Raw genomic sequence first — 17,035 nt, 5'->3', positions numbered from 1 at the left:
GAAGAGAGCCAGTAGGAAGCGCACGGCCGTGACGTAATGGATTTTCGGCGCACATGTTGAGTGCATCGCTTCCGGTGCCCATGAAGGGATATTGGGGGCCACATACCGAATTCACGGCCCTGGATCCTCTCCGGGCCACGACGTGTTGTCTGTCGATTACCGGTCATCCCGGAGTCACGGTCGGTGGTTCCGGGGGAAGCCGCCGGGCAGCGGAGGCGCTATGGCTCCGGTGTTGTTTCGGCAGGACTCGTGGCGGGTCACTGAAGGTCTCCTCGGTCGTTCTGGCTCTGCGTTCTCATCAGGGAGACGAGGTGGCCCCCCGAGGTGTGACAGCTCAGAGACGCGAAAGTTTCTCCGGGTTGATGACCCTGCGGTAGGCGGTGATCACACCGTCCGTGATCTGCAGGGTGTCGACGGAGTACACGCGGCCCTCGCGGTGGAAGAGGAGGGCGAGCTCGCCGCCGACCTCGACGACGTCGATACGGTCCGGACGCCATTGGCGGCCCACCCGCACCATCACCTCGGCGACACGCACCCCACCGCGGATGAGCTTGCGGGCCGCAGCGACCTTGCCGCCGCCATCGGTGACGTAGACGGCGTCCGGGTGAAGAAGCCTGACCAGACCGGCCAGATCCCCGGCTTCGTAGGCAGCGCGGAAGGCCGCGAGGACACGTTCCCTCTCTGCCTTGGGCGCTTGCGGCGCGGCCTGCCTCGCCTTGGTCACCCGTCGCCGTGCCCGTGACGCGTGCTGCCGGGCGGCCGGCGCGGAAGTGCTCAGCACGTCGGCGATCCGGCCGAACTCAAGACCGAAGACATCGTGGAGGACGAAGGCCACGCGCTCCGGCGGGCTCAGCTCCTCCATGATCAGGAGCATCGCCGATCCGACGGACTCGTCGACGAGTACCGCTTCCGACGCGTCCGGGCCCGTCAGCAACGGCTCCGGCAGCCAGGGCCCCACGTAAGTCTCCCTGCGCATGCGGGCGGACTTGAGGATGTCGTACGACCGCCGTGCCGCCACCGTGACCAGCCAGGCTCGTAGATCGCTGACGTCCCGCAGATCCGCTTCGGCCGCCCGCAGCCACACGTCCTGGGCCACGTCCTCGGCATCGGCCACACTCCCCAGCAGCCGGTACGCCACGCCGAAGACCGCGGGCCGGTGTTTCCCCCACTCGGCTTCGAGCAGGTCTCCAGACCCAACTGACCTGGGCGTGCGCGGCTCACCCATGCAGACGTGACCTCCTTCGCTTTCGAATCCACATTAGTCATCTGTCACCGTGGGAGGGCTCTGGTCAGAGTGCGGAGCTCGCGCGTCCGTGGACCCGTTGCGCTGGTCGGACGGCGACGGCCGGGCGCGGGGTGCCGTGGAAGATCTGGCGGCGCGCCAGGTGTGGTGGATTGCCGCGACGGGGCGTGCGCCCGGGCGAGGGCCGACGAGTGGCGGCGACGAGATCGAAGTACGTGCGGGTGAGGTTGAGTTCGCTGACGCGGGCGGTGGTGTCGGCCATCGGGCCGGAACGCTTCGGACTGCTCGTGCGGTGGTCGGGCGGCCGATCTCGACGGCCGAACACGAGCGGAAGAAGCGGCGCGGGTAGGACAGCGGGATCCCGGTCATGGCCAGTAACTGATCGGCGTACTCGGTGACGGCGCCAGGCCACTGCCGGGTGTCGAACATCCTTCGGCGACGCCCTCCGGCAAGGGAGGTGGTGACGACCCGCGGGCGAGACGGGCGGGGAGTTGGGCGCGGATGAGGCCGACAGCCCGGAAGGGGCAGGGCGTCAGGGCGAGTTCTTTCACCAGGTCAACCGAGGCCCCCTGCGCCACGCTCTTGGCAAGGCGAGCGCTCGTCCCCGCTGCGCTTGAGCGGCAGATACGACGCGCATCAGCGATCCGGCAACGCCGTCAGGGTGGTCACGAGACTGCGACGCTGCTCATCGGACAGTCTGGCCAGCATGATGTCGTCCGTCTCCTGCGCGAGCCTCTGGACGCGCGCCACCAGGTCCGCCCGTCACCTGTGAGCTCCAACAGCTTGCGGCGCCTGTTACCCCTGCTCGCGTGCTACACCCCGCAGGAACGCCACTCCTGGACCGGTGATCACGTCACCTACGATGCGCTGCTGCCCGCGGTCGAAGAGGGCCGCGCGCCGCGCAGCTCGTTCCGGCACATCTTCCCGGCGGAGATCCGGCAGCGCGTGCTGGATCACTGGGACGACTGAACCGTGTCTCTCCGCGCCGCGGTGGCCGCGGAGTCATGCGGCCGACGCGGCGGGAGAGCTGCCGGGAGTCCTTCCCCACTGTGACGGGGATCGACCAGAGGTTCCACCCGCGGTGGGTACTGTCGCCCTCGTGATCTCTTCGACCGGTGGTTCGCATGCCACGCGGCCTGCACGGCAACGGCTGCAGCGAACACGTCGGCCTCAACGCCGTCGGAGCCACCTCGGGCAAGAGGTACATCTACGGCCCTCCCGTGTGCAAAGGCAAGACCGCGCCGACGGAGAGTCCGAACAGATCGCAGGTACGGCGGGGGTCACCGCCGGTGGCATCGGCTTCGTGAAGGAGACGGTCCTCGCGAAGTCGGCGGGCGGGCATGGAACCCCGTCCAGGCGTCCGTGCGCGCAGCCTGCACCACAGCAGTGCCCGCCGCCGCAAGCGCCACACATGCCTCATCCAACAGCGCCATCACTCCCAGTTGTCCCGTCGTGGAACTCGTTCTGCCGATCACGACGATCGCAAGCGGAGGCTCGTCTCCTTCTCGGACGGCCCGGACGAAACCCGGTGGGGCGGACTCTTGGGTTCGTGGCCCATCGGCCACCGAGCGGCCGTGGGCGTTCGGAGGCCGTCCTCTTGGCGATGAGAAGACGGCCTCGTCGTGTCCGCTCCTACACGGACCTCCAGGAGCTACCAGGTGACGGGCAGCTCGTAGATGCCGTACGCCTGTGAGTCCTCCTTGAAGCTCAGCTCCGATACGTCGACCGCGAGCCGCAGGGTCGGCACCCGACGGAACAGTGTGCTGAACACGATGTGGAGTTCGATACGGGCCAGCTGTTGCCCGATGCACTGGTGCGGGCCCCAGCTGAACGCGACATGGTGCGCCGCCCGGCGGGCGAGGTCGAGCTTCTCGGGCTCGGGGAACGCCAGCGGATCCCAGTTGGCGGCCGGCAGGGCCGCGATGACGCCCTCGCCGGCGCGGATGGTCTCCCCGTCGATCTCGATGTCCTCGACAACGGCTCGTCGTGCGAGCAGGTGCGGGATGGTGAGGTAGCGCAACAGTTCCTCGACGGCGTTCGCCACGAACTTCGGGTCGTCGCAGTTCTCGCGCAGGGCCGCGAGCTGGTCGGGGTTCTGGAGCAGCAGCGCGGTGCCCAGAGTGATCATGTTGGCGCTGGTGTCGTGGCCGGCGACGAGCAGGATGTGCCCCAGGGGTGCGGCCTCCGCCAGGCTGAGATCGCCCTCCTTGACGCGCGAGGCGAGGTCGGACAGGACGTCCTCGGCGGGGTCGTCCATCTTGGCCTCGATGAGCCCGGAGATGTAGCGGCGCAGCTTCCTCGTCGTCTCGGCGGCCTCTTGCGGTGTCTTGAACCGCGCGTTGGTGACGCCGGCGTGCTCCTGGAAGAACTCGTGGTCCTCGTAGGGCACTCCGAGCAGCTCACAGATCATCAGTGACGGCAGGGGCAGGGACAGGGCCGTGTTGAGGTCGGTGGGGTCGGGTCCCGCCAGCATCTTGTCGATGAGGTCGTCGGTGATCTGCTGGATCGCCGGGCGGAGCTTCTCCATGCGGTGGCGGGTGAACGAGCTCGTCAGCATCCGGCGCCACCGGGAGTGTTCGGCGCCGTCGGTGTTGTTGATCGACGGCTGCATCTCGGCGGCGTGCGCCTTCATGGCCTCCGTGGTGTGCGGGTATCCCGGTCCACCGATGTCGGCGCTCACCCGCGGGTCGGCGAGGATCTCACGCAGGGCGGCGTGGCGCGTGACGACCCACGGAGTGCTGCCGTCCCAGGTCCTGGCGCGAACGACGGACTTGCCCGAGTCGTGCAGGTCGAGCAGTCCCGGTGGCGGCGCGAAGGGGCACTGGGCCGATCGGGGCGACGGGTACTCCGGGGTTGCCTCGGCCGTCTCGGTGCCGGCCACGTTCTCGGTCACGGTGCCTCAATCCTCTCGTCTTCTTCGGCGGGTGGTGAAGAGCCGCACGATTCCTCCAGCGCGGTGTGGTACACCACGTCGACGCTTCGCCGGAACCATACTTCGACCGATCGGTACAATCAATGCGATCGACGGCGACTCTGTTCGGTGCGACGCTCGCCCGACGGGAGGTTCGCTACCGATGTTCCGTTTGGCGCAGTCCACTTGGGGCGGATTTCTCGACGCTATGTCCAGGAAGTCGGCCGCGTGGACGAAGTGGGTGGGAGCGGGTCGACTCGTCCGATCCGGGTGGCGGAGGGAATGAGCCATTATTTATCAAACGGTCGGTCTACTCGATATCGCGATCCGAATGAGAATGCGCTCTGATCCGGACGGTGAGATACCCCGCCCCGACCCGCCGTGCGCGGCCCCGTCCCGCGTCACCCCGCCAGGTCAGGCCGCCTGACCGACCTCGGCCTCGTCGAGGCGCTTGGTCCTGGGGATCAGGAGAACGAGCAGCGCGCCCAGGGCGCAGCAACCGACGACCAGCCAGAGCCCGTTCGTGAAGCCGGTGTCGAGGTAGAACTGGGTGCCCTTGAGGATTTTCCCGTGCTGCGCCATCACGACGAAGGCCAGCTGGGAGACGACGATCTGTGCGACGCCCTGTCCCAGGGTCTGGACGCCGTTGGCCAGCGCCTGTTCCTCGGGGGTGACCACCTCGATGATCATGATGGGCACGACGGCGACGACCATGCCCGTGCCCAGCCCCGCGATCAGGCCCATCTCCACGATCTGTGCGGCGTTGTGGTGCAGGTGGGTGCCGATGCCGTAACCGAGCACCGTGAGCGCGGAGCCAATGCCCAGGAGGATCCGTGCGTCCACCCGGCGGACGAGCAGGCCGGTGCCGACGGCCGCCACGATGATCATGGCGCTGATCGGGCTGGTGACCAGGGCGTTCCGGGTCCCGGACCAGCCCAGGCCCTCGGAGATGGTGGGGATCTTCGGCATCAGCACCAGCAACTGCATGACCACGCCCACGGCGCTGAGTGAGCCGGCCGCGATGGACGTGGCCAGCAGGACGGTCCACACCGGCCGACGCCGTGTCATGGACGGAGGGAACAAGGGGTCGGCGACCCGGCGCTCGACGAGCACGAAGGCGACCAGCGTGATCAGCGCCCCGGCGATGTAAGCGGCGAACTCGGCGCTGCCCCAGCCCCAGTGCGATCCCTCGCCGACGGCGTAGACGATCGCCGTGATCCCTCCGCCGAGAAGGAGTCCGCCGATCCAGTCCATCCGGCCGCCTGCCTCACGGACCGGGCTCTCCGGCACGAAGGCGGCCACCAGCATGAAGCTCGCGGCGGTGCTGATGGCCATGAACCACAGCACGCCGCGGAATCCGTAACTGTCCAGGAGCCAGCCGGCCAGGAACGGCCCGCCGAAGGCGACGAGGCCGACCCCGCCGGCCAGGAGCCCGCTGGCGAGTCCCACCCAGCGGCGGGGGAACACGTCACGGGTGATCGCGTAGGCGATCGGGGCGGTGGCCGCGTAGACGCCCGCGATGCCGCGCCCGATCAGCAGCGTGCGGTAGTCGGTGGCGAAGGCGGCGACCAGGTCGCCGACGAAGCCGAGACCGGTGGCGACGAGCAGGACGCGCTTCTTGCCGAAGAGGGCCGCGGCCTTGACCGCGAAGGGCAGGAAGAAGGTCCCGGTCAGCAGGGTCATCAGGGTGAACCAGGCGATGTCCGTGGTCCGGAAGTGGATCGCGATGTCGGCCTGTGCGATGCCGGACAACGCGGCGACGAGCGCGACCAGTTGGACGGTCCACACGAGCGCGACGACGACGAGCACGTTGCGCGTGGTGGAGCGGGATCTCTCGTGGGCCTGCGGGGGAGAGGTTCGTGTCTGGGACATCGGCGGCCTTCCGTGGGTGAGCGGAGATCCGGAGAGCGGCTCTGGTCCAGGCGGCGTGGGGGACGTCCAGCGCGAGAGCGGCCGACCGGTAAAATAGACCTAACGGTCGGTACAATCAATGAGCTGTGCAGAAAAGACCGCACGGAAAAGACACGCGGGCGCATCGGGAAGGGCGCGATCGAGCCGTCCCGGCTCAGGGGCACACGCCTGTTCGGCCGGGTCGCGCAGGCGTGCGACGTGCGCCGTTGGCCGATAAAAACGCTTGGACTGCGCGGGAACCCTCGCGGGACACTGCCATTCCTGGCCCGCCGTACTCGCACTTGGGTGTCGCCGCGGGCCCGTCGTCGTACCCCGCCTGTCGCGGGACGACCCGAGCGCACGCGCTCACTCGAAACCGAAGCTCCACACGGCCACTGAGGCAACGGAATCTCCCCGGAGAAGCACGCGGCAGGCTGCCGCACGACCACACAGGGTTGGGATGGGATCGCCTGAATCGCGCGAGGGTTCACCGAGCAATGGCTCGGTGCTCCTCGCCCTTCGCTATTACGGACGGGAGTTGGCCCGGCTCCGACGGCTGACCGCCCCCGCGATGCTGCTGCCGGCGCTCGGCAACATCGGCATCAACTACATCGCGCCTCTGATCGTCGCGAAGCTCGTCGGCCGGATCGCCGGCGACGCCGGCATCTCCGTCGGCTCGACGCTGCCGTACGTCCTCGGCTTCGCCGGCGTCCTGCTGCTCGCGGAGATGCTGTGGCGCCTCGGCCTGCACTGCCTGAACCGTCTCGACGCCCTCGGTATCGAGCAGTTGTACGTCATCGGCATGGACGAGCTGTTCGCCAAGGACGCCGCGTTCTTCCACGACAACTTCGCCGGGTCACTGACCAAGCGGGTGCTGAGCTTCGCCTCCCGCTTCGAGGAGTTCGTCGACACGATGACGTTCCAGGTCGTGGGCAGCTTCGTGCCGCTGGTGTTCGGTGCGGTGGTGCTGTGGCGCTACGAACCGCTGCTCGTCGTCGGGCTCCTGGCGATGATCGCGCTGACGGCGATGTGCGTGCTGCCCCTCATCCGCCGCCGTCAGGCGCTCGTCGATCAGCGAGAGGAGGCGATCGCCCGGGTGTCGGGCCATGTCGCCGACAGCCTGATGAACATGGACACGGTCCGGGCGTTCGCCGCCGAGGAGCGTGAGGCCGCCGAGCACCGGTCCCGGGTCGCGGCCTCGCGGCGGCTCATGCTGCGGTCGTGGGACTACGGCAACCTGCGCATCGACACACTGGTCGCGCCGATGTCCGTACTGACCAACGCGCTGGGCCTGCTGCTCGCGGTCGCGCTCGGCGGAGGCAGCCAGGGCGTCGAGGCGGTCGTGGTCGCCTTCACGTACTACAGCAACGCGACGCGGATCATGTTCGAGTTCAACCAGATCTACCGCCGCCTGGAGAGCTCGATGACGGAGGCCGCTCAGTTTACCGAACTACTGCTGAAGCCGCCGACCGTGCTCGACCCGAAGACGCCGGAAGCGCTGCTGTCCCGGGCCGCCGACGTCCGCTTCGAGCAGGTTGCCTTCGCCCACGCGGGCGCGCAGCCGCTCTTCGAGGGACTCGACCTGGCCGTGCCCAGCGGGGCGAAGATCGGTCTCGTCGGCCGGTCCGGCGGGGGCAAGACCACGCTGGCCCGGCTGCTGCTGAGGATGACGGACATCGACTCCGGCCGCATCCTGATCGGAGGGCAGGACATCAGCAGGCTGCGCCAGGCCGACCTGCGCGGGCTGATGGCCTACGTGCCGCAGGACCCGGCGATGTTCCACCGCACCCTGCGGGACAACATCGCCTTCGCCCGGCCGGACGCCACCGAGGCCGAGATCCGTCGCGCTGCTGAGGCGGCACATGTCACGGAGTTCGCCGACGCGCTGCCGGACGGCTTCGACACCATGGTGGGCGAGCGCGGGGTCAAGCTGTCCGGCGGACAGCGCCAGCGGGTCGCACTCGCCAGGGCGATCCTGCGCGACGCACCGATCCTGCTGCTCGACGAGGCGACCAGCGCGCTGGATTCCGAGAGCGAGATCCTCGTACAAGAAGCGCTGTGGCGGCTCATGGAGGGCCGGACGGCGCTCGTCGTGGCGCACCGGCTGAGCACGGTCGCCACCATGGACCGGCTCGTCGTCCTCGACCGCGGACGCATCATCGAGCAGGGCACGCATCAGGAACTGCTCGCGTCGGAAGGCGCCTACGCGAAGCTGTGGCAGCACCAGTCGGGCGGTTTCCTCGACGACAGCCAGGAGCCGGCCGACCTGCACTGAACGCGAACCCGGCGGGCGTGGGGTCCCCCCCGCCCGCTCGGCGGGACCCGCTCCCCGATGTCAACTCCGGGCACCGATTGACGAAAGCCGCAGAGCCCCCTTTTCGGATGTCGTTGAGGATCTGACTACCCATCAATGTTCGCAAGTACTCCCCATATTGACGGTCCGTCATGAGTTGGGACGATGATACGATCGCCGCACTTGCCGAGCGGGCTATGGGCACAAAACGACTCTTCCGGCCAAACGACTCTTCTGGCCAACTGTGCGGCCCGGACGGTAAACCCTGCGCAGTGGGCTGTCGGCCCGCCGCGCTGACGGAATTCAGTAGCTGGCTGTCAGTCGCTTGAAGAGAGTCTTATGACGCAATACATGCAGGACCCGGCTCTCTGGGCTCTTATCGCTGGTACTCCGCTTGCAGCTACCGCCATTATTCGCGGAAAGCGGTCTGTGCGGAGTTTAAGGCAGGGAAATCAAGAACTCAGGGATCACTACGCTGAGCTTGAGAATCAATATTCGGCGTCGGTGAAGAAGGCTCAGGAGCAAGCCGAAGAAGCAACAAGAACCGCGCTCAAATCGGCGATGCGGACGCTTCAGGGTCTCGCCGCCGAACAGCAGTTGGCCATTTCCAAATTGCAGAGCAAGTATGGCGAGTCGGTGATTCTCCAGGACCTCCTGGAAATCGACCACATGAACTCGCAGTTCGGGCGGCGCGCCCAGTCCATCGCCGTGCTCTGCGAAGGCTGGCTGGGACGGCAGCGTGACGTCGCGTCGGTATACGACGTGGTCCGCAGCGCGCAGGGCAGGATCCGGCACTTCCAGCGGGTCGAAATTCTTTCGCAGGTCGATTTCGCGGTCACCAACCGAGCCGTCGAACCGGTGGCGCTGGCCCTTGCGGAACTCCTCGACAACGCCACGAGCTACTCGGCACCGGAAACCAGCGTCGAGATCAATGTCCGTGCCGTACCCAAGGGCATCTGCATCGTCGTCGACGACGCCGGTGTCGGCATGAACGAGGAGGAGAAGGCCCGAGCGGCGAAACTCCTTTCGAGTGAGCGGGCCTCGGGTGTCTCCGGGCTCGGCAATCCTCCGCAGTTCGGCTTCGCGGTGATCGGTGTGCTCTGTGAGCGCTACGGCTTCACGGTGTCCGTCGACTCGACCTCTCCCTACGGGGGTGTGCGAGCGGTGGTTCTGCTGCCGGACGAGCTGCTCACCAGCATGCCGCAACCAAAGGAGCGAGCACAGACTGTGAGCACTGTTCCCTCGCTGAACCCGAGCGGCCCGGAACCCGCCGCGGCCGTGTCCACGACCGCCGACGGTCTTCCCAAGCGCCGCCGCAGGCGGGCCATGGCCATCGTGCCGCCGAGTTCCGAAACCACGGGCGCCCCCATGACCACGGGCACCCCGATCCGCTCCGAAGAGGAGACCGCCTCGATCATGGGTGCCTTCCAGCGCGGCACGCAGTCCGGTCGAGCCGCGCTCCCGGAGCCTGCGGGCCGCACGAGCAACGCACATGACGCAAGCAGCGAAGGGCATGAGGTTTCGTGAACAACGATCTGTCATGGATGCTTGACGGCGTCCTGGAGATTCCCGGGGCTCTGCACGCGGTCCTGGTCTCCGCCGACGGGCTCTTGATGGCGTCCTCGAAGGGGGTCGGAAGGGACCACGCGGACACCGTCGCCGCCGCGATGAGCGGTGTGCAGTCACTGAGCCGCTCGATCGGGTTCTTCTGCGACGGGTCCGATCTGAAGTGGCGGCAGACGCTCGTCGAGTTCGACGGTGGCTGGGTCTTCCTGATCTCCGCCGGTGACGGCGCGTACCTCGCGGTCTCGGCCTCTCCCGACGTCGAGATGGGGGAGATCACCTTCCGCATGCAGCAGCTCGTCGGCCAGCTGGGCAAGGCGCTGACGACTCCGCCGCGCGAGAACATCGGCGCACGCCAGTGACCGATTCCGAGCGGCAGGAGCCCGAGGCCGCGGAGTTAGTGCGGCCGTACGTCATCACCAACGGCCGGGACCTTCCCGACGGCGACCAGTTCTCCCTGATCACGCTGGTCACGGCGGCCGCCGACCACCAGCAGCGGCCGGCCCGGCTCTCCCCGGAGGAACAGAGCCTGCTGGAGATGTGCTCCGGCGGCTACCTCTCGGTCGCCGAGATCGCGGGACACCTGCGCCTGCCCATGGGCGTGGTGAAGATCCTTCTCAATGCCCTCGCCGAAGGCGGATACCTCATCACGCGCGCGCCGGTGGCGCGCGCCCGCCTGGTCGACGAGCAGATTCTTCAGGAGGTGCTGGATGGTCTCCGGGCCCGTTTTGGATGAGACGGCGTACGTCCGCGGCGGAGCGGCGCAGACCGCCGTGAAGATCCTGATCGTCGGGCACTTCGCGGTGGGCAAGACCACCTTCGTCGGGACGATGTCGGAGATTCCTCCGCTGTCCACGGAGGAGACGATGACGCAGGCCGGCGAGGAGATCGACGACCTCAAGGGCGTCCGCGGCAAGACCACCACCACGGTGGCCATGGACTTCGGACGCCTCACGATCAGTGATCACGTCGTGCTGTACCTGTTCGGTACGCCGGGCCAGCAGCGGTTCGTGCAGATGTGGGAGGACATGGCGCGCGGCGCTCTCGGGGCGCTCGTGCTGGTCGACCCCGAGCGGCTGGCGGATTCCTTCGCCGTCATCGACCTGATCGAGCAGTACGGACTCGCCTACGCCATTGCCGTGAACCACTTCGACGGCACGCCGATTCGTGGCGAAGAGGCGCTGCGTGAGGCGCTGGACCTGCTCCCCGACACCCCGGTCGTCACCTGCGACGCTCGCGACGAGAATTCATCAGCAAGCGCCCTGATCACCCTCGTTCACTATTTGCAGGACCGTGCCCGCTAGGAGCAAGCATGAACACTGAATCCACCGTCCCCGTGCCACCACCCGGCTGCCCGGCTCATGCCACGGGTGAGCCGGTGCCGTTGCACGGGGCGGAGTTCGCGGCCGATCCGCAAGCCTATTACGAGTACATGCGTCACTACGGGCCGACCGCTCCGGTCGAACTCGCCCCCGGTGTCGAGGCGACCCTGGTCACGGATTACTCGGCGGCGCTCCAGCTGCTCCAGAACGCGGGTGCCTTCCGGAAGGACTCGCGCCGCTGGCGGGATTTCAACGAGGGCGAGATCAGTCCGGACAGTCCGGTGCTTCCGCTTCTGGTGTACCGGCCCAATGCCATGTTCAGTGACGGGGCCGACCACATGCGGCTGCGGCAGGCCATCACGGACAGCTTCGCGCGTGTCGATTCGCATTGGCTGAGCCAGAGCGCCGAGCGGGTCTCCAATTACCTCATCGCCCAGTTCCACACCCGTGGCTCGGCCGATCTGCTCAACGACTACGCCAAGCTGCTGCCGCTTTTCGTGTTCAACGAACTCTTCGGCTGCCCCGCGGAGATCGGCGACCGGGTCCTCTTCGGTATATCCGGCATTTTCGACGGTGTGAATGCCGAGAAGGCGAACGAGGTACTGGGTCAGGCCGTGGGCGAGCTGGTGGCCCTCAAGCGGTCCCGGCCCGGCGACGACGTCACCTCCTGGCTGATGCAGCATCAGGCGCGCCTGACCAACGAGGAGATGGCCCACCAGCTCGTCCTGCTCCTGGGCGCCGGTGCGGAGCCGCTGCGCAACCTCATCTCCAACACCCTGCACCTGCTGCTGACCAACGACCGTTACGCGGCAGGCGGTTTGATCGAAGAGGCCATCGACACCACGCTGTGGAAGAACCCGCCCATGGCGAACTACGCGCCGCACTACCCGGCGGCCGACATGGAGTTCGGGGGACAGAAGCTGGCGGCGGGCGACCTCGTGCTGGTCAGCTTCGCGGCCGCCAACACCGACCCGGCGCTCGCGGCGTCCCGGCACGCATCGAGCAACCGCTCCCACCTGGCGTGGAGCGCGGGACCGCACGCCTGCCCGGCAAAGGACCCCGCCCGGCTCATCACCGTGACGGCCATCGAGAACCTCTTCAACCGGCTGCCCGACGTCGAACTGGCCGTACCCGAGGACAGTCTGACCTGGCGTCCGGGTCCCTTCAACCGGGCGCTGGCCGCGCTTCCGGCCCGTTTCACCCCCGTACGGGCCGCTCGGCAGCCCGACCCGCAGCACCGCCCGGAGACCACGGCGCGCAGCGACCAAGGAGGTGCGCAGGGCCGGCAGGAGCGTGGCGGGCTGTGGAGTTCGTTCCTGTCCTGGTGGAAGGCGTGAGATACGCAACAGCTGCCAACATCCTCGCACTGCATCAATATTCAACCGGGGGGGTAGGGAAGAGCGCGGCAATCGTGTTGATCACAAGTTAAGGAGGTGTCGTGGAGCCCTCGACCACAGACGCCACTTCAGCACAGCACTCCGCAGCCACGCTCCGCCCCCGACGACAGACCTCCCAAGGGAGCTTCGACCCCCGCGCCATACCCGTCGCACCACACAAGCCGGATGGCGAGATACCCGCCCGCACAGGCGGGTATCTTTTTGCCCTCCTTACCGGGCCCACCCGCCGGGAGGGCCGATGATCACCTCCCGTACACGGGGTGGACCGGTCACGGACACGCAGCCGCTCGGCGGTTACGTGGCCGACCAGTTACTCCGACTGTGCCAAGCCGTTGGTCTCGAACCGTCCGACGGCGAGATCTACGCGCGTGTCCTGACCGACTGTCTCGGTCCCGTCGCGGAGCGTCCGTTGGACGAACCGCCGTCCTACCCGAGTTTCCTGTCCGACGACCACACGCCGGTGGAGTACTCCCTCGCCTTCGTGCCGGACGCGCCCCCGACCCTGCGCATGCTGCTGGAACCGGGGTACGGCGCCGAAGGCCTGGCGGAGAACGGGCGCGTCGGACTGCGGGTGGTCCGGGCCATGGCGGAGCGCTGGGGCTTCGCCACCGACCAACTCGACCGGCTGGAGGACCTGTTCTTCCCACCGGCCCCCGAGGGCCCGCTGGCGCTGTGGCTGGCCCTGGAGTTGCGGCCCGGCGGAGTCCCCAAGGTCAAGGTCTATCTGAACCCGGCGGCGTCCGGGGTGGACCGGGCCGCCGAGACGGTGCGTGAGGCACTCGACAGGCTCGGCCACCGGCAGGCGTTCGCCGCGCTGCCCCGGGCCGACGGCTATCCGTTCTTCGCCCTCGACCTCGGGGACTGGGAGACACCCCGGGTGAAGGTCTACGTCACCCATCGGAACCTGGCCGCCGCCGACGCGGGTGAACTGCCCCGCACGGACCCCGGGCCACGGCCCGAGACCGTACGGGAGTTCCTGCGGGTCGCGGCGGGTCTCGACAGCTCGCCGCAGCACTCCGGCGCCGGGAAAGGCGTACGGCTGGAGGGGCGCCCCGTGCTCTCCTGCCACTCCTTCACGGAGTCCGGGACCGGCCTGCCGAGCGGCTTCACCCTCCACGTGCCGGTCAGGGACTACGTCCGGCACGACGGGGAGGCCTATGCGCGAGCGGTGGCCGTGCTGCGCCGACACGGCATGGACACCGCGGCGCTCGACCGGTCGCTGGCCACCGTCACCTCACGGCTGCTGCACGACGGCGTGGGGCTCATCGCCTATCTGGCGCTGGTGTACGAGCGGGGCCGACCGCCCCGTGTGACCGCGTACATCTCCTCGGAGGCGTACGCGGTACGGCCGCCGTTGCCGGCCCAGCCGCCCCCTCAGACGTTCTCCCCCCATCGCACGGCGGGTACCGAGCCGCGCGAGACCCTCCACTCAGTAGGAAACGGAAAGGCAGGAGCAGAAATCAGGATGGAGCCGTACCGGATCAAGGTCGTCGAACCTATCCCGCTCACGACCCCCCAGCAGCGCAAGGCGGCACTCGAACGAGTGCACTACAACCTCTTCGATCTACGCGCGGAAGAGGTGACCATCGATCTGCTGAGCGACTCGGGGACCGGTGCGCTGTCCTCGGCGCAGCTCGCCGTGGGCATGGCCGGTGACGAGTCCTACGCGGGCTCGCGGTCCTTCTACCGCTTCCGGGACACGGTGGCGGAACTGACGGGCTTCAGCCACATCCTGCCGGCCCACCAAGGGCGTGCGGCGGAACGACTCCTGTTCTCCAACCTCCTCAAGCCCGGCGACACCGTCCTGTCCAACACGCACTTCGACACCACCCGCGCCAATGTGGAGCTGGCGGGCTGTGTCGCGCGCGACCTGCCCTGCGCCGAGGCGCGGAACCTGGACAGCTCGGAGCCCTTCAAGGGGAACATCGACCTCGAGGCCCTGGAGCGGGGGCTGACCGAGACGACCGGCTCGCGTGTCGCCGCGGTCGTCATGACCATCACCAACAACGGCGGCGGCGGTCAGCCCGTCTCCATGGAGAACCTGAAGCGGACCTCCGAACTCTGCCGTCGGCACGGTGTCCCCCTGATCCTGGACGCCGCCCGGTTCGCCGAGAACGCCTGGCTGGTCACCCGGCACGAGGCGGCCTACAAGGACCGCACCCCGCGCCAGGTCGCCGAAGAAGCGTTCCGTCTGGCCGACGGCTGTGTGATGAGCGCCAAGAAGGACGGCATCGTCCACATCGGCGGCTTCATCGGACTGAACGATCCGGAACTCGCCCAGAAGTGCGAACTCCTTCTCATCGCCACCGAGGGGTTCCCCACCTACGGGGGTCTGGCCGGACGCGACCTCGACATGATCGCCCAGGGCCTCCAGGAGGTGACCGAACCTTCCTACCTCGCGGAGCGGGCGGAGAGCGCCGACCACCTGGCCCAGCGGGTCCGCGCCGCCGGCGTGGACATCCTGGAGCCGCCCGGTCTGCACGCCATCTACCTCAACGCGGGCCGACTTCTGCCCCACATACCGCCCCACCAGTACCCCGGCCACGCTCTCGCCTGCCGGCTCTACCTGGAGGGCGGCATCCGGTCGGCCGAACTGGGGTCGCTGTACCTCGGCGAGGAGGACGAGGACGGGAACCCGGTCAAGAGCCCGCCGTACGAACTGGTGAGGCTGGCGTTGCCGCGGCGCGTCTACACGCGCAGCCACTACGACCACGTCGGCAGAACCCTGGAGACCATCGCCAAGAACGCGGAGTCCGTGCACGGCTACCGGATCGTGGAACAGTCCCCGATCCTGCGTCACTTCCGCGCCAAGCTCCAGCCGGTGACCGTCTAGCGGGCGGGGGGAACGCTGTCCTGAGGCCGCTGCCCGAAGTGGCTGTCGGTGATCTCCCCGTCCTCCGTGGCCGCGTGGGCGACGCAGCGGAAGGCGCGGAGTCCGTCGGACCACTGCTGGGCGGTCGGCGGCAGGATGTCCGTGCTCCACCGGCCGGTGACGGCCCGTCCGGTGGCCGTCCGGGACTTCAGCATGACCTCCTGTGAGCACAGCGCCTTGACGGTGGGGTGCTTGATCAGGTCCCGGGCGTCGTTCGTCATCCCGTCCTTGGGCAGCGGGGCGATGGCGAAGGTCTCCCACACGTGCTTCACCCGGCAGTCCGCGAGGCTGACGGTGATCGTCCCCGAGATGTCGGTGATGCCGCTCCAGCACTCGGGGGTCGTGACGCACCGGCCGCCCGCGCCGTCGACCGCGGCGGCGGGACAGTCCCGGGCGGTGGTCGACACCCCACCGAACCCCGTGTTCACGGCGGACGTGGTGCCGGACGGCCGGGACGCGGTCGAGGGGGACTTGGGGCTGTCGGACCCCTCACCCCGGTAGGTGATCACGGCGACCGAGACGCTCACCGAGACCGCCACCGCCACCGCCGCCACCGCGGCGATCAGTCGGGGGCGCCGCCACTTCTTCTGCCGGTCCCGCGGCGCCGGGGCGGTGGTCGTGCCCGGCGGACCGGGTTCGGGCGGCGGCGTGCTGTCCCGTAGCGCGGGGGTGGTGGTCCGGCCGCCGGGTACGGGACCGAAGCCGACCCGGTCGGCGCTGTCCACGTCGACGGCGGCGAGCGCGTCACGCAGTGCCCCGGCGTCGGACAGCCGACGCACCGGGTCCGCCACCAGGGCCCGCCCGAGCACCTCGTTGAGGGCCGCCGGCACTCCCGGCAGGTCGGGGTAGGGCCAGGTGTGCCGCACGATGAGTTCCGCGAGACTGAGCTGGGTGCCGTCCTCGGGGAAGTGCGGCGGGCGGCCCCTCAGCAGGGCGTAGACCGTGGCGGCGAGCGAGTACACATCGCCGGCCGGGGTCGGTTCGGCCAGGTGGAACGCCTCGGGCGGAGCGTACGCGGGGGTCAACGCCTCCCGGGTGACCGACAGTTCCCGGTCCGGCCGGGGCATGGCCGCGAGGCCGAAGTCGGCGAGCGCGACACCGCCGTACCGGTTGACCAGGATGTTGCCGGGTTTGATGTCCCGGTGCAGCACCCCGGCGGTGTGCGCCGCGGCCACCGCGTCGGCTATGCCCACGCCGATGTCGCGGGCCTCCTTCACGGACAGGGGACCCTGGTGGTGCAGACGATCACCCAGGGAGCCGCCGGGGCACAGTTCGAGCACCATGTACGGGCGGTTGTCCCCGAACACCCCGGCGTCGTACACCGGGACCACGTGCGGATGCCCGGAGAGTTGCCCGGCGGCGGTGACCTCCCGCATGAACCGCTGCCGGTCGCGGGCCGAGTCGAGCACCCTGCTGTCCACCTTGAGCGCCACCTCGCGGCCCACGGCCAGCTGTCGCGCCCGGTACACCGTGGCGAACCCGCCCTGGCCCAGGACCTCCTGGATCTCGTACCCGGCCAGTTGCATTCGTTCGAACCGCATCGT

13 protein-coding genes are annotated in these 17,035 nt (G+C 68.5%); 8 read left to right on the top strand and 5 right to left on the bottom strand.

The genetic code is table 11. The annotated features are described in order from the left end of the window. Positions 1-334: 334 nt before the first annotated feature. Positions 335-1,225: an RNA polymerase sigma factor SigJ gene (gene sigJ, locus ACZ7M3_RS12500; RefSeq protein WP_472062856.1), complete on the bottom strand. Its 891-nt coding sequence runs from the start codon at positions 1,223-1,225 to the stop codon at positions 335-337. Positions 1,226-1,289: 64 nt separating this feature from the next. Further along, a complete protein-coding gene (locus tag ACZ7M3_RS12495; protein ID WP_472062854.1) occupies positions 1,290-1,505 on the bottom strand; it encodes a hypothetical protein in 216 nt (71 codons plus the stop codon). A gap of 506 nt (positions 1,506-2,011) precedes the next feature. Between ACZ7M3_RS12495 and ACZ7M3_RS12490 the strand changes: the two genes are divergently transcribed. Next, the gene (locus ACZ7M3_RS12490) at positions 2,012-2,212 is read left to right on the top strand and encodes a hypothetical protein (RefSeq protein WP_472062852.1); all 201 of its coding nucleotides are present in this window, start codon (positions 2,012-2,014) and stop codon (positions 2,210-2,212) included. A gap of 682 nt (positions 2,213-2,894) precedes the next feature. Here ACZ7M3_RS12490 and ACZ7M3_RS12485 read toward each other — a convergent pair. Next, positions 2,895-4,136, bottom strand: coding sequence for a cytochrome P450 (locus ACZ7M3_RS12485; protein WP_472062850.1), 1,242 nt, complete (start codon positions 4,134-4,136; stop codon positions 2,895-2,897). Between the two features lie 432 nt (positions 4,137-4,568). Beyond that, positions 4,569-6,026 carry an MFS transporter gene (locus ACZ7M3_RS12480; protein ID WP_472062848.1) on the bottom strand — a complete coding sequence of 486 codons (1,458 nt, stop codon included), beginning with the start codon at positions 6,024-6,026 and terminating at the stop codon, positions 4,569-4,571. A gap of 478 nt (positions 6,027-6,504) precedes the next feature. Between ACZ7M3_RS12480 and ACZ7M3_RS12475 the strand changes: the two genes are divergently transcribed. The 7 genes from ACZ7M3_RS12475 to ACZ7M3_RS12445 all read left to right on the top strand — a co-directional run bounded on the left by ACZ7M3_RS12475 (position 6,505) and on the right by ACZ7M3_RS12445 (position 15,452). Further along, entirely contained in the window at positions 6,505-8,319 is a 1,815-nt protein-coding gene (locus ACZ7M3_RS12475; RefSeq protein WP_472062846.1) for an ABC transporter ATP-binding protein, read from the top strand. Between the two features lie 357 nt (positions 8,320-8,676). Then, entirely contained in the window at positions 8,677-9,864 is a 1,188-nt protein-coding gene (locus ACZ7M3_RS12470; protein ID WP_472062844.1) for a sensor histidine kinase, read from the top strand. Beyond that, positions 9,861-10,262, top strand: coding sequence for a roadblock/LC7 domain-containing protein (locus ACZ7M3_RS12465; protein ID WP_054232692.1), 402 nt, complete (start codon positions 9,861-9,863; stop codon positions 10,260-10,262). Before ACZ7M3_RS12470 ends, ACZ7M3_RS12465 begins: the two co-directional genes overlap by 4 nt. After that, entirely contained in the window at positions 10,259-10,636 is a 378-nt protein-coding gene (locus ACZ7M3_RS12460) for a DUF742 domain-containing protein (RefSeq protein WP_054232691.1), read from the top strand. Before ACZ7M3_RS12465 ends, ACZ7M3_RS12460 begins: the two co-directional genes overlap by 4 nt. Continuing rightward, on the top strand, positions 10,611-11,204 hold the full coding sequence (locus ACZ7M3_RS12455; RefSeq protein ID WP_351298716.1) for a GTP-binding protein: 594 nt from the start codon (positions 10,611-10,613) through the stop codon (positions 11,202-11,204). The genes ACZ7M3_RS12460 and ACZ7M3_RS12455 overlap by 26 nt, the downstream gene beginning before the upstream one ends. Before the next feature lie 8 nt (positions 11,205-11,212). Continuing rightward, the gene (locus tag ACZ7M3_RS12450; RefSeq protein WP_388518489.1) at positions 11,213-12,559 is read left to right on the top strand and encodes a cytochrome P450; all 1,347 of its coding nucleotides are present in this window, start codon (positions 11,213-11,215) and stop codon (positions 12,557-12,559) included. Between the two features lie 298 nt (positions 12,560-12,857). Continuing rightward, positions 12,858-15,452, top strand: a complete 2,595-nt coding sequence (locus ACZ7M3_RS12445) for a tryptophanase (protein ID WP_472062842.1) — start codon at positions 12,858-12,860, stop codon at positions 15,450-15,452. On the opposite strand, the gene ACZ7M3_RS12440 is transcribed toward ACZ7M3_RS12445, so the two are convergent. Further along, positions 15,449-17,032 (bottom strand): serine/threonine-protein kinase, encoded by a 1,584-nt coding sequence (locus tag ACZ7M3_RS12440; protein ID WP_472062841.1) that lies wholly within the window; start codon positions 17,030-17,032, stop codon positions 15,449-15,451. The genes ACZ7M3_RS12445 and ACZ7M3_RS12440 overlap by 4 nt on opposite strands. Positions 17,033-17,035 lie beyond the last annotated feature (3 nt).

This window comes from Streptomyces sp. NPDC111656 (genome assembly GCF_055656965.1).
This window is presented reverse-complemented; position numbering and strand designations above follow the sequence as displayed.